Origin of the sequence: Blautia sp. MSJ-19 (assembly GCF_018918125.1) — a bacterium.
In the GTDB taxonomy this organism is placed as follows: domain Bacteria; phylum Bacillota; class Clostridia; order Lachnospirales; family Lachnospiraceae; genus Blautia_A.
The window spans coordinates 1-13,235 of sequence record NZ_JAHLQA010000011.1; the positions used below are offsets into that span (position 1 = coordinate 1).

Below are 13,235 nucleotides of genomic sequence, written 5' to 3' on the forward strand. Positions count from 1 at the left end.
AAGGGATAAACGCTGAAGGCATCTAAGCGTGAAGCCCCCCTCAAGATGAGATATCCCATCCGAAAGGAGTAAACCCCCTTGAAGACGACGAGGTCGATAGGGCAGGGGTGGAAGTGTGGCAACACATGGAGCTGACTGCTACTAATAGGGTGAGGGCTTGACCAAGAAGCTTGGTTATGATATAATTGCTTAGTCAACATGTATGCGGTTTTGAAGATACGATATCTTCTAATAATCCTCCTTAGCTCAGTCGGTAGAGCATGCGGCTGTTAACCGCAGTGTCGTTGGTTCGAGTCCAACAGGGGGAGTTTTTTATACCTGGCTCCATGGTCAAGCGGTTAAGACACCGCCCTTTCACGGCGGTAACAGGGGTTCAAATCCCCTTGGAGTCATTCAAAAAATAAAAAATGTGATTTTTGGTATGGCTTGATTACGACATTTGGTGTATAATACATCTTAGTTAGTTATATGCCGATGTGGCTCAATTGGCAGAGCAGCTGATTTGTAATCAGCAGGTTATCGGTTCGAGTCCGATCATCGGCTTTTTGGACCTTTAGCTCAGTTGGTTAGAGCAACCGGCTCATAACCGGTCGGTCCTGGGTTCGAGTCCCCGAAGGTCCATTTACTTATTTTTTTGGCCCAGTGGCTCAGTTGGTTAGAGCGCCGCCCTGTCACGGCGGAGGTCGTGAGTTCGAGTCTCATCTGGGTCGTTTATGGGGTCTTAGCTCAGCTGGGAGAGCATCTGCCTTACAAGCAGAGGGTCATAGGTTCGAGCCCTATAGGCCCCATTTTTTCAATTTAATATGCCGCAGTGGCGGAACTGGCAGACGCCCGGGACTTAAAATCCCGTGGGTAGTGATACCCGTACCGGTTCGATTCCGGTCTGCGGCACGACTTAAGAAGTCTCAAACTTTTATAAGATTAAAGGTTTGGGGCTTTTTGTTTTCTGAAGAATTCTCTTCGATTTCTCAAAATGATAATTTGTTAACAATCTTATAACTTTTCCGCTTGTATTATGAATTATTTTGCTATATACTGTGTGGAAAGACATCGAAAGGCGGTCAGACCAAAATTGGACGTAATAAAGACATTTGGCAACTATGTGGAAAATTGGTGTGAAGATCATCCGGAGAGAGCGCGCTGGCTTCTGAGAACAGGATGGGAAGCACAGAATCTGAAGTTTGGGATACTTCCGTCGAAGCGTATGAATCCTTCGGATCAGTATCTGGCTAAAATGATGATGAACGTGATGCTTAAACCCCTGAAACATCCGGAAAGCTCTGTCCTGGTCAGTGTATTCACTCCGTGTGAGCTGATACAGGAAGCGGGCTTATATCCATATAATGTCGAAAGCTTTTCCTGTTATCTGACTGCATCCCAGGCAGAACGTGCATTTCTTCAGAGTGCTGAAGATTCCGGCCTTTCAGAAACACTCTGCAGTTATCACAAGACCTTTATTGGAGCGGCAGAGAGAGGACTTCTGCCGAAACCAAAATGTATTGTATATACGAATCTTGCCTGTGATGCGAATCTGCTGACATTTCACAGGTTGGCAGATTTTTATCAGGTGCCGGTATTTTCCATTGATGTACCGTCGAGGCAGACTCCGGAAAATGTAGCTTATGTAGCAACACAGCTGCGAGCATTGAAGGGATTCCTGGAGCAGACGACGGGCAGAACGATCAGCGAGGATGCACTGCATCAGAGGATTGCAAGAGGACGTGAAACACTGGAGGAGTTTGATGCATTTCAGAGTGCAAGGGCAGACCGTTATATTCCTTCTGATCTTGTATCACCTCTGTACAGTGGTATGACTAATAATATTCTTCTTGGAACAGAAGAAGAAAAAGAATATACAGAGAAATTGCTTAAAGATATAAAGACTGCGCCTCCTAAAAAAGGAAAACACATCTACTGGATGCATACGATCCCATTCTGGTCAGAGGCAGTAAAAGAGGCACTTCTTCTGAATGACAGTGCACAGATTGTAGGATGCGAACTGTCTCAGGTAGCGGATCTGTCAGTGCAGTCTGACGATCCTTATGAAGAGATGGCGATGCGTCTGGTATACCATGCGCTCAATGGTCCGATTTCCAGAAGAATCGAAGCTGGAATCCGCCACGCCAAACAGGCAGGTGCTGATGGAGCTGTCTGGTTTAATCACTGGGGCTGCAAACATACTTTAGGTGGTTCCAGAATTGCCAAAAAACGTTTTGAGGAGGCGGGTATCCCCATGCTGATCCTGGATGGTGACGGATGTGACCGGAGCCATGGAGGAGAAGGTCAGACATCAACCAGATTGGGAGCTTTTCTGGAAATGCTGGGGGATTTTGATCATGAGTAAGACATATTATGTATGTAAATATACACCGGTGGAACTTCTGAAAGCACTTGGTGGCGAATGCGAGATCCTAAATGAGATGCCGGAAGGCTTCGACCGGGCAGAACAGGTAGCGCATCCGAATATCTGTGGATTTGGAAAATCTGTTCTGGAAGAGGTTCTTGCAGGAAATATCAAAGAACTGGTGCTTGTAAATTGCTGCGATACAATTCGCAGTGTTTATGATATACTGGAAGACAGCGGACAGATGGATTTTCTGTATATGCTTGATATGCTTCATTGCGATATAGAATGCAGCAAAGAACGTACTGCCGCACAGCTTAAGGATCTTGTGAAAGCATATGGTGAATACAAAGGAACGACCTTTGATAAAAAAGCATTTCTGGAAGCTTTTCAGCCCAAAGAGAGAACACAGGAACCACATCTGGCGGTTCTGGGTGCCCGTATGGGACAGGAGTTATTTCAGATGACGCAAGAGGCTATGCCGCTTCCTGTAGTGAATGAGACCTGTGTATATAATCGTTCTGTTGGGGAGAATCTGCCGACAGAAGACATGAATTTTGATGTCCTGATGGAATGGTATGCAGGAGAACTGCTTCACCAGATTCCATGTATGCGAATGCTGGATCATGCAGGACGAAAAACACTGTATCAGGATCCGAGCCTTAAGGGAATCATTTATCATACCGTGAAGTTCTGTGATTTTTACAGCTTTGAATATGCAGAGATCAAAGGGCATACAGATGTGCCGTTATTAAAGATCGAATCAGATTTTACACTGCAGAGCAGCGGGCAGCTGAGCACCAGACTGGAGGCATTTGCAGAAAGTCTGGGGATTCAGGAGGATACAAAAAAGGAGAAAGTCATGGGAAAAGGATATTATGCTGGAATCGACAGTGGATCAACAAGTACAGATGTGGTGATCCTGGACAGAGACAGAAAGATTATTTCCAGTGTGATTATGCCAACGGGGGCGGGAGCTGCCAATGGTGCAGAAAGAGCTCTTGAGGAAGCACTGAAGCGGGCAGAACTGAACAGAGAAGATCTGGATGCAGTAGTTACTACCGGATATGGAAGAACCGCGATTTCAGATGGAGATAAGAGTATCACAGAGATTACCTGTCATGCCAGAGGCGCTCATTTTCTGGATTCCAATGTACGGACAGTTGTGGATATCGGTGGACAGGACAGTAAAGTGATCCGTCTGAACGAAGATGGTTCTGTAAAGAACTTTGTAATGAATGATAAATGCGCAGCAGGCACAGGGCGATTTTTGGAAATGATGGCGAAAACGATGGAAATGAGCCTGGATGATCTGAGCCAGGTAGGACTTTCCTATCAGGAGGATATTACGATTTCCAGTATGTGCACAGTATTTGCAGAGTCAGAAGTAGTTTCTCTGATTGCGCAGAATAAGCGTACAGATGATATTGTACATGGGCTGAATAAGGCGGTTGCTGCCAAGACGGCATCGCTGGTCAAACGAGTAGGTGGAGAGGAAGCTTATATGATGACTGGTGGTGTAGCGCAGAATAAAGGGCTTGTAAAAACCCTGGAGGAGAGGCTTGGAACCAGGCTTGTGATCAGCGAGAAATCGCAGCTTTGTGGAGCACTGGGTGCGGCATTGTTTGCGGCAGATATGTAACGTGATTGAACGGGATGTTGACATACTGATAAAAGGGGAGGAAAGAAGTTGGCTGATTCCAATATTACAAAAAGTGCACTTGCATCAGCACTGAAAGAACTGATGGAAACGACACCTTTTGCAAAGATTACTGTTTCAGATATCTGTGCCAAATGTAATATGAACCGAAAAAGTTTTTATTATCATTTCAAGGACAAATTTGATCTGGTAAACTGGATCTATGATGTAGAATATCTAAGCCATGTACAGATTGGAGAAAATCTGATCGGATGGGACAGTGTGCTTCATCTTTGCGATTATTTTTATGAAAATAAAGACTTTTACAGAAAGGTAATGAAGGTAGAAGATCAGAATTCTTTTATCAACCATTTCAGAGATATTGTAAGCCCGCTGATGGCAGAAGATATCCGGGAGATTCTGGGAGAGAAAACAGATGCGGAATTTTATGTAAACTTTTTCTGTGATGCGGTAATCTGTGCGCTCGGACGTTGGATGTCACAGAAAAATCCGCTGCCACCCAAAGAATTTGTGGAGCTGATGAAATCCTGTATCCGGGTGGTTGCGATCACACAGGAGCGGCTGGAAAATGAGGAGCAGATTGCTCATTGAATAAAATAATAAAAAGCAGTTTCATAAGAAGTGTAAGGAAGTTTTTGCCTGTACTTCTATGAGACTGCTTTTCTTTTTCTGAAGAAGCTGACCGGTTTAAACGTGTATTCCGGGGAGCAGGCTTCTAATTTATCAATGTTGACTTACTGTATCTCGTCAGTATCCATGGAGAAGGATTCTTTCAGGATATCTCTGAGAGATTCCTTAAAGACATTGTGAGACATAGGCTCGCCATTGTGAGCTGTGTTATAAAGTGTTCCGTCTGGTCTGAATCCGATCACACTTGAAGGTGGGGAAATAATATTGCCAACTCTTTCTATATCGTAGATCAGATCCAGAGGAATTGTGCGATATTTCTGTGCAACGCGGGCACCGACAACAGCTTTGTATACATTTTCTCGAACAGGCGTGCTGCAGTTCGAATCGGCAAGGACTGCGACAAACGGGCAGTGCATTTCTTCTGCGAAGCGGGCATAGGAACCGGACAGGATCTCTTCACTTTCTTCATCTGTATATATCCAATAGACAGAGTACAGAAGACGATGATCACGAAGTACGAGGCAGGCACTGTCAGTGCTATCGTCATATGCTATGCCGATCAGCATATTGTCCAGAGATTCGGCAGCGTCAGCAAAATCTTCGGTAACAGAGGCAGAATCGCACAGCAGAATCATGGCACAATCCGGATTATTCGCTATAAGAGGAAGGAGTTTTTCCGGTTCTTTGTCTGCATAAAGAAAATAAACATAGATTCCAAGTTCTTTTCCCTGATCAAAGATTGGCTGATAGCGGGAAAGCAGATCTTCACAGGATGAATCGATATTCAGGAAGAAAAGCCACGGAACATTGATGTTTTCCGTTCGCTTGAGTTTGCGGACGATATGTGCTCCCATGGTGCATCCATTGTAGCCAAGATTCATTCCGAATTCGATCAGTTTGTCCTTATTCATATGCCGGAGCGTGTCTTCGATCAGAGGATAATAAGGACTGTTTTCGTTATTCAGCATGGCACGGGCCATTTCAAAGAACTCCTGCTGAAAACGTCCTTTGGAAAAATGAAGCGCCATATCAACAAGATTTCTGGTACACCGCTCCGGTGATTCGTCTGCATCCTTTAATGCAGTTTTGACGAATGTTTTTATGATAATGCGAGAAGTTTTTGCTGTCATTTGTCATCCCTTCAATATATAAGAATTATGATAGAATATACAAAATAATACAGACGGAAAAAAATACATTAACCGTCTGTATTTTATCTACTTCTCATTTAATCACAAAGTGTTTTTGGGTGCAATAGACATTCTGGTTTACGTGTCCAAAAAATCAGCCTTTAACTGCACCGGCAGAAACACCTTCCACGATGAATCTGGAAAGAAGAATGTAAACGATGATAACAGGGAAGATGGAGAATGCGATCATTACATAAACCTGCCCCATATCAAACTTCAGGAAGTCAGCGCTACGAAGCTGCGCGATCAGTACCGGAAGGGTTTTCTTCTTGTCAGAATGAAGTACCAGTGCCGGGATAAAGTAGTTGTTCCAGCTCTGCACAAAAGTGAAGATAGCCTGTACCGCAATGGCTGGCTTCATCAGTGGAAATACGATCGTGTTGAAAGTCCGGAATTCACCGGAACCGTCAATACGGGCTGCTTCGACAAGCTCCAGAGGGAGGTTGCTTTCCATATATTGTTTCATATAGAAGAAAGTGACTGGAGCTGCGATGCTGGGAACAATCAGAGGAATAAAAGAATCGTCCAGATGTATTTTGCCAAGCAGCTGCAGGAAACCAAGTGCGGTTACCTGTGTAGGAATCATCATGACTGCAAGGATAAAGGTAAACATAAACTTTTTACCTTTAAAATTGTATGCATGGATCGCGTAAGCAGTCATTGTGGAAAAATACGTACATAAAACAGCAGAACAGGTGGCGATAAAAATGCTGTTAAACATGCCGTTCCATACCGGAAGGGTTCCGGCGAGAAGATTTTTCCAGTTTTCAATAAGGTGCCCCCCCGGAATTGCTGTGAATCCTTTTTTCAGAGCACCGTTTGATCTGGTTGCGTTGATAAAAAGTACATAGAACCAGAAAAGGCAGAAGAAAGAGAGAATAACCAGCACTACATAAGCAAGGATACGCTGACTCTTCATGCTCATCCCTTTTTTGGTATTTTGGTCTTTTTCATTCATCCTTCTCACCTCCTGTCTTTGACTTTGTTAAACTGGAATACGATCAGGCTCAAAAGCCCCGTGATAAGGAACAGGAATACAGACAGTGCACCGCCCATTCCGTAGTTCTTACTGAAGAGATGCTTGTTCAGATACATGATGAGAGTCATGGTTGAACGCATCGGGTCACCGGTTCCGTTTGTCAGGATCTGCGGTACATCAAACATTTGCATACCACCGATCAGCGATGTGATCATAACGTAGATCAGGATCGGGCGAAGGAGCGGAAGAGTGATCTTGCGGAAGATCTGTGAAGAGGTTGCACCGTCTACTTCGGCAGCTTCATAAAGAGATGGATCGATACCCATCATACCTGCCATCAGAAGGATGGTGGTGTTTCCAAACCACATCAGGAAGTTCAGGATCGCTACAAGAGTTCGGGCACTCCATTTGTGACTGAAGAAGGAGTACGCCTCTTTCAGGATTCCGAAATGTACCAGCATGGCATTGATCGGACCGCCGTCTGCAAATAAAGTAAAGAACAGCATTGCAAAAGCGGAGGCCATGATCAGATTGGGAAGATAGATCACGGTTTTGAAAAATCTCTGTCCTTTGAGTCGGAGACTTGGGTTGGAGAACCAGGCACCGAGGAGCAGGGATACCAGAATCTGAGGAACAAATCCCATAACCCACATGATCATCGTGTTTTTGAAGTAGATCCAGATCTCACCGCTCTGGAAGAGCTTTGCATAATTGGCAAATCCCACAAAGTTTGGCCCGATCTGCGTCAATCCTGATCTGTAATTTTCAAAGAAGCTGTTATAAATGGTACTGATAAGCGGAACGAGCTGGAATATGAGGTATACTACTACAAACGGTATCAGAAAGATATAGCCCCATTTGTTATAGCTGACCGCCTTATGGTTATTATTCTTTGCCATTCTCTTCCTCCATAAGTTTTGGCACCGTAAGTAATGTGCGGTAATGTTTACTGGTATGCTGACAAAGTGTGCCTGCCTGATGGTCAGGCAGGCACATCGCTTTAATCAACACTTATACAACAGAATCTGTCTGTTCTGATCAGTAAGTAAGTTCCGGATATTTTTCTACAACTGCTTTGTAGAACAGGTCGAGTGCTTCATCATAAGATGCGTTGCCTTCGAAATAGTTCTTCATAGCATTCTGGAATTCTTCGGTGCAGCCCTGATCATAAATACTCATATTGCTGAGGTCGATCTTGTCAGCACCTGCACAGAACATGGCAAGTGGGTTCTGGCCGCCAAGAACTGCATCGCCGTAACTCTCATCAGCTGCCATTTCTTCCATAGCCGGTTTATTGTTTACGAAGTCGTTATCCTGTGTAACGATTTCTTTCATTGTATCAACGTCTGTTGTCATGGTTCTCATGATATCGCCAACCAGTGTCGGGTTGTCTGTACCGGTAGCTGCTGCGATCCATGTTCCGCCCCAGTAGAAGCCCTGTGGTCCTTCTGTTGCAGCCCAGCCGCCGTCTTTACCAACGGAACCATCCTGATCTGCACTCATAGAGAAGTCGATGAACCATGCAGGTCCGAAGTATGCGAATACATTACTGTCTTTGAAGAAACCTTTGCTCCAGTCATCACTCCACAGTTCATAGGTGGCTGTCTCACCTGCATCAACCATTTCTTTGGACATATCAACCCAGTTTTTAATATTATCATCAACTGTGATCTTGCCATCAACAACCCACGGAGTGGATACGTTGTTGGAGAATACACGGTAGGAATCGTTTACAGTAGAGGTCATCTGATAACCTTTGTCTTTGAGTTCGGCAGCTGTTGCTTTGAAAGTATCCCAGTCAGCAACTTTTTTCTGAACTTCAGCCGGATCATCAGTTCCGAATACTTCTTTGGCGATATCTCTTCTGTAGATCATGGTTCCAGGGCAGCCCTGCCAGGAAAGACCTTTGAGATTTCCGTCAGAATCTGTCATAACATCTTTGGTGTACTGATACTGATCTGCAACTTCATCTTCTGTGATTCCCAGATCTGCTACAGACATGGTATAGTCTGTGTTTACATATTTCAGTGCGTAGTCGGCTTCTACAAGGAAGAGGTCGATCTTGTCGTCATCAGATGCATCGGCCTGTTTCAGAAGAGCTTCGTCCAGGTTATTCTGATATGCATTGTCATCAGATGGTGTGATGTTCCATACAACATCTACATCGCCGATCTTGCCATGGGTTCCGTCAACTTCTTCGTATCCCGGATAGTGCTCGGTCAGACGGGACTTGAATTCTTCATTCCAGCAATAGATGTTTAATACTTTGCCTTCATCAGCGGCTGCATCGTCAGCCCATACAGGTGCTGCGGTTATGCCTGCAAGCATAGCTGCTGTTAATGTGATAACCATCATCTTTCTCTTCATGTTATTACCTCCCTGTGATTAATAATTTTTGCTTTATATTTTCCCATATTTAATTTTCTACTTTGCCAGATTTCTGACTGATGCACCGGGGAAGAGTGTCCCGTCAACGGTGAATTTGTCTATGATCGTAGCCTTGGGGTTTTCGATCAGATCAATCAGTTTCTGTGCGGCAAGCCGTCCGATCGTTTCTGTGTCCTGACACAGAGTTGTCAGCCGGGGCTCCAGGATGCGTGCAAAAGTAAGTCCGTCATATCCTGCAATGGAAATATCATCCGGTATCCGGAGGCCACGTTCGTGGATCTCGTTGATACCGCCCAGTGCAGAAAAATCATCCGGATAAAGAATGCAGGTAGGCGGATCTTTCAGATCGAGAAGTTCTGAAGTTGCCACCGCTGCGGCTTCTGCATCGCGATAAGGGATAACCGGCATATATTCATCAGGTACATCAATCCGTTTTTTCTGGAGAGTTCTGTAAAAACTTCCGAGTCGGCTTCGTGTAACGGAGGAATCTTCTCCGTGAATATAGGCGATCTTTCGGTGTCCCCGTTTCAGAACGTAGGAGACGAGATCTTCCATCCCCTGAATGTTGTTGGAAACAACAGCAATTCTTCCGTCAAATACATGATCGATCGTGACCACCGGGATTTCGGATTGTACAAGCTTCTGTACTTCTTCAGTAAAGAAGTTAATGCAGGCGATCACAACTCCGTCGACCCCTCTGTAGCGGCAGTGTTCATAATAACTGAGACGCTGTCCGGAGAGATTCCCGCTGGTGAAGGTGATGTCGTATCCTCGGGATTCAGCAGTGCGCTTGAAACTTTCGAGTACATGATTGAAGTAATCATGTGTGAGACCGCTCATGGCTTCATCTACAAAGAGAACGCCAAGATTGTAACTCCGTTTGGTTTTTAGCGCTCTGGCTGAAGAATTTGGAAGATATCCCATTTCTGATGCAGTTTTTAAAATAAGCTGCCGGGTTTCTTCGCTGATATCCGGATAACCATTCAGAGCTTTGCTGACACTTGCAACGGATACGCTGCATTGTTTTGCAATGTCTTTCATGGATACCATATACATGTCCAGCCTTTTCTGTTTTTTGTTTCTAAATCGTTTTCGCAATCTCATCGTACTTTATTTTCGGAAAACTTTCAAGAGAAAATTGTTATATTTATACAATTTATCCCTGTTGCACAAAAAAGAATTTATAATAATTTATCAATTTCACAAAAAAGACATTATGTTTTTGCGAAAATTTTCGTAAGTATTTCGCGAAAACTAAAACTGTAATTGTGCAATATTTTAACGTGTAAAAATACAGTTGATTTTTGGAAAAAACTGAATTATACTAAGCTTATTCAAATCTAATTTACATTATAGATATAAAAATTCTAAACTTATTCGTTTTCGCAAATCTGTTTTCAGTCTTTAATTCGTGATCGCATACCCTTATTGTTTTAGGTTTAATTTATGAGTATTTTTTTAGGAGGTCTCTCTATGAAATACGGATATTTCGATGATAAAGCCAGAGAATATGTTATTACAACACCACATACTCCGCTGCCCTGGATCAATTATCTGGGAAGTAACGATTTTTTCTCATTGATTTCCAATACCTGTGGAGGATACAGTTTCTATAAAGATGCAAAACTGATGCGAATCACAAGATATCGTTATAACAACCTTCCGATAGATTCCAATGGAAAATATTATTATATTAACGATGATGGTGTGATCTGGAATCCGGGAACTATGCCATCCATGACTGAAACAGATACATATGAATGTCGACATGGACTTGGATACAGCCGGTTTTGCTCTTCAAAAAACGGACTGGAAGCAGAGCTCCTGGCATTTGTGCCGGTCGATGCAGCCTGTGAGATCAATTGCCTGAAATTGAAAAATACTTCGGATTCCGAAAAAAATATTTCGCTGTTTTCATACGTGGAGTTCTGCCTCTGGAACGCTGTGGATGATGGGACAAATTTCCAGAGAAACTTAAGCATCGGTGAAGTGGAAGTTCACGGAAGTACGATCTATCATAAGACTGAATACAGAGAAAGACGAAGACATTACAGTTTCTTTACAGTCAATACACCGGTTCATAATTTTGATACGAGCAGAGATGCTTTTCTGGGAGCGGAAAATGGAAATGCATTCCCGGAAGCTGTTCGTAAGAAAAAATGCAGCAACTCCATTGCAAGCGGGTGGTATCCGATTGCAGCTCAGCAGATTGATCTGACACTGGCGCCGGGTGAAGAAAAGGAATTTGTATTTGTTCTGGGATATTGTGAGAATCCGGCGGATGATAAGTGGGAGGCACCGGGAATCATTAATAAAAAACCGGCAGAGATCCTGATCGAAAGATTTAGCACCATGGAAAAAGCAATGACAGCTTTTGCACAGCTGAATGCTTACTGGGAGAATCTGCTGGCCCGTTTTGCTGTATCCAGTCCGAACGAGCATGTTGACCGTATGGCAAATATCTGGAATCAGTATCAGTGCATGGTTACATTTAATATGTCAAGGTCGGCATCTTATTATGAATCCGGAACGGGACGTGGTATGGGATTCCGTGATTCCTGTCAGGATCTGCTTGGCTTTGTACATCTGATTCCGGAACGTGCAAGAGAGAGAATCATTGACATTGCATCCACACAGTTTCCGGATGGAAGTGCCTATCATCAGTATCAGCCGCTGACTAAACAGGGGAATCTTGATGTTGGAAGTGGATTTAATGATGATCCGTTGTGGCTGATTGCAGCAGTAGCAGCCTATATCAAAGAAACAGGAGATTATGGCATCCTTGATGAAGAGGTACCGTTTGACTGCAAGAAGGGGTCTGAGGTACCACTGTTTGAACATCTGGAAAGATCCTTCCATTTCACCGTGACACATCTCGGTCCACACAAACTTCCTCTGATTGGAAGAGCAGACTGGAATGATTGTCTGAATCTGAACTGTTTTTCCAGTGAGCCGGGAGAATCATTCCAGACAACCGGTCCGTCCGAGGGACCGGTTGCAGAATCTGTATTTATCGCCGGTATGTTTGTAAAATATGGAAAAGAATTTGAAGAGCTTTGTAAACGTACCGGACGTGAAGAGCTGGCAAAAGAAGCAGAAAAATCAGTCGATGCCATGTATCAGGCAATTCTGGATGCAGGATGGGATGGAGAATGGTTTCTTCGTGCATATGATTCTTATTCAAACAAGGTCGGATCCAGAGAATGTGAAGAAGGTCAGATTTTTATCGAACCGCAGGGATTTTGCGTAATGGCAGGAATTGGTAAAGAAGAAGGCCTGGCAGAGAAAGCCCTGGATTCTGTTCATGAACATCTTGAAACAAAATACGGAATCATGATCCTGCAGCCGGCATATACCAGATATCATCTGGAACTTGGGGAGATTACTTCCTATCCGCCGGGATACAAAGAAAATGCAGGTATTTTCTGTCATAATAACCCGTGGATCTCCATTGCAGAAACAGTAATTGGAAGAGGTGACCGGGCATTTGAAATCTACCGTAAGATCTGCCCGTCCTATATTGAAGAGATCAGTGATATTCACAGGACCGAACCATATGTATATTCTCAGATGGTTGCCGGAGCGGATGCACCACGGTTTGGGGAGGCGAAGAACAGCTGGCTGACCGGAACGGCCGCATGGACGTTTGTAAACCTGTCTCAGGCACTTCTGGGTATCCAGCCGGAATATGACGGACTTGTTGTGGATCCGTGTCTCCCGGGAAAATTCGGCGATTTCAAGGTGGAGCGTCAGTTCAGAGATGCGAAATATTACATTGAGATCCACAAACCGGAGGGTGTGCAGAAGGGTGTCAGCTGGATGGAAGTGGATGGAGAGAAGATCAGCGGAAATCAGATTCCATTGGTTGATGGTAAGAAAGAATATCATGTAGTTGTACAGATGGGATAATATATGTATACAAAAAGGGGCTGTCGGTTAATAATGATTTTTAACAACATCAGCTCCAAATAAAATTATCCCGGCAAGTACAAGGCTTTTATGCTTGCAGCTTGTGCGGGATAGTTTTATTTTAACGAACAGTTT

9 protein-coding genes, 7 tRNA genes and 1 rRNA gene are annotated in these 13,235 nt (G+C 44.0%); 12 read left to right on the forward strand and 5 right to left on the reverse strand.

Annotated features, from left to right (window positions below):
• The 11 genes from KQI91_RS05930 to dhaS form a co-directional block, all read left to right on the forward strand.
• Positions 1–165 (forward strand): 23S ribosomal RNA (locus KQI91_RS05930); the annotation flags it as partial.
• A 70-nt stretch (positions 166–235) separates the two neighbouring features.
• A tRNA-Asn gene (locus tag KQI91_RS05935) sits at positions 236–308 on the forward strand.
• 12 nt (positions 309–320) lie between these two features.
• Positions 321–392 (forward strand) — tRNA-Glu (locus KQI91_RS05940).
• 78 nt (positions 393–470) lie between these two features.
• Positions 471–543, forward strand: a tRNA-Thr gene (locus KQI91_RS05945).
• A 4-nt stretch (positions 544–547) separates the two neighbouring features.
• A tRNA-Ile gene (locus KQI91_RS05950) sits at positions 548–621 on the forward strand.
• Positions 622–636: 15 nt separating this feature from the next.
• A tRNA-Asp gene (locus tag KQI91_RS05955) sits at positions 637–710 on the forward strand.
• A gap of 5 nt (positions 711–715) precedes the next feature.
• Positions 716–788 (forward strand) — tRNA-Val (locus KQI91_RS05960).
• Positions 789–805: 17 nt separating this feature from the next.
• Positions 806–891, forward strand: a tRNA-Leu gene (locus KQI91_RS05965).
• 181 nt (positions 892–1,072) lie between these two features.
• Complete coding sequence (locus tag KQI91_RS05970; protein WP_216391944.1) at positions 1,073–2,344, forward strand: 2-hydroxyacyl-CoA dehydratase subunit D; 1,272 nt, start codon at positions 1,073–1,075, stop codon at positions 2,342–2,344.
• A complete protein-coding gene (locus KQI91_RS05975) occupies positions 2,337–3,986 on the forward strand; it encodes an acyl-CoA dehydratase activase (protein ID WP_216391945.1) in 1,650 nt (549 codons plus the stop codon). The genes KQI91_RS05970 and KQI91_RS05975 overlap by 8 nt, the downstream gene beginning before the upstream one ends.
• Positions 3,987–4,034: 48 nt before the next feature.
• Positions 4,035–4,595 carry a dihydroxyacetone kinase transcriptional activator DhaS gene (dhaS, locus tag KQI91_RS05980; protein WP_253288382.1) on the forward strand — a complete coding sequence of 187 codons (561 nt, stop codon included), beginning with the start codon at positions 4,035–4,037 and terminating at the stop codon, positions 4,593–4,595.
• A 143-nt stretch (positions 4,596–4,738) separates the two neighbouring features.
• Here dhaS and KQI91_RS05985 read toward each other — a convergent pair whose 3' ends face one another.
• From KQI91_RS05985 to KQI91_RS06005, 5 genes are all read right to left on the reverse strand, one after another.
• Positions 4,739–5,764 carry a hypothetical protein gene (locus KQI91_RS05985; RefSeq protein ID WP_216391946.1) on the reverse strand — a complete coding sequence of 342 codons (1,026 nt, stop codon included), beginning with the start codon at positions 5,762–5,764 and terminating at the stop codon, positions 4,739–4,741.
• 154 nt (positions 5,765–5,918) lie between these two features.
• Positions 5,919–6,782, reverse strand: a complete 864-nt coding sequence (locus tag KQI91_RS05990; protein WP_216391947.1) for a carbohydrate ABC transporter permease — start codon at positions 6,780–6,782, stop codon at positions 5,919–5,921.
• A 5-nt stretch (positions 6,783–6,787) separates the two neighbouring features.
• Entirely contained in the window at positions 6,788–7,702 is a 915-nt protein-coding gene (locus tag KQI91_RS05995; protein WP_216391948.1) for a carbohydrate ABC transporter permease, read from the reverse strand.
• A 139-nt stretch (positions 7,703–7,841) separates the two neighbouring features.
• Positions 7,842–9,170 (reverse strand): ABC transporter substrate-binding protein, encoded by a 1,329-nt coding sequence (locus KQI91_RS06000; RefSeq protein ID WP_216391949.1) that lies wholly within the window; start codon positions 9,168–9,170, stop codon positions 7,842–7,844.
• A 57-nt stretch (positions 9,171–9,227) separates the two neighbouring features.
• Positions 9,228–10,241, reverse strand: coding sequence for a LacI family DNA-binding transcriptional regulator (locus KQI91_RS06005; protein ID WP_216391952.1), 1,014 nt, complete (start codon positions 10,239–10,241; stop codon positions 9,228–9,230).
• A gap of 423 nt (positions 10,242–10,664) precedes the next feature.
• Here KQI91_RS06005 and KQI91_RS06010 point away from each other — a divergent pair, with 423 nt between their 5' ends.
• Positions 10,665–13,100, forward strand: a complete 2,436-nt coding sequence (locus KQI91_RS06010) for a GH36-type glycosyl hydrolase domain-containing protein (protein WP_216391950.1) — start codon at positions 10,665–10,667, stop codon at positions 13,098–13,100.
• Positions 13,101–13,235: the final 135 nt, after the last annotated feature.

Excerpts from the sequence above, each read along its gene's own strand:
- KQI91_RS05975 (WP_216391945.1), top strand. The coding sequence starts at position 2,337 with ATGAGTAAGACATATTATGTATGTAAATATACACCGGTGGAACTTCTG.
- KQI91_RS05985 (WP_216391946.1), bottom strand. The coding sequence starts at position 5,764 with ATGACAGCAAAAACTTCTCGCATTATCATAAAAACATTCGTCAAAACT.
- KQI91_RS05990 (WP_216391947.1), bottom strand. The coding sequence starts at position 6,782 with ATGAATGAAAAAGACCAAAATACCAAAAAAGGGATGAGCATGAAGAGT.
- KQI91_RS05995 (WP_216391948.1), bottom strand. The coding sequence starts at position 7,702 with ATGGCAAAGAATAATAACCATAAGGCGGTCAGCTATAACAAATGGGGC.
- KQI91_RS06000 (WP_216391949.1), bottom strand. The coding sequence starts at position 9,170 with ATGAAGAGAAAGATGATGGTTATCACATTAACAGCAGCTATGCTTGCA.
- KQI91_RS06005 (WP_216391952.1), bottom strand. The coding sequence starts at position 10,241 with ATGGTATCCATGAAAGACATTGCAAAACAATGCAGCGTATCCGTTGCA.
- KQI91_RS06010 (WP_216391950.1), top strand. The coding sequence starts at position 10,665 with ATGAAATACGGATATTTCGATGATAAAGCCAGAGAATATGTTATTACA.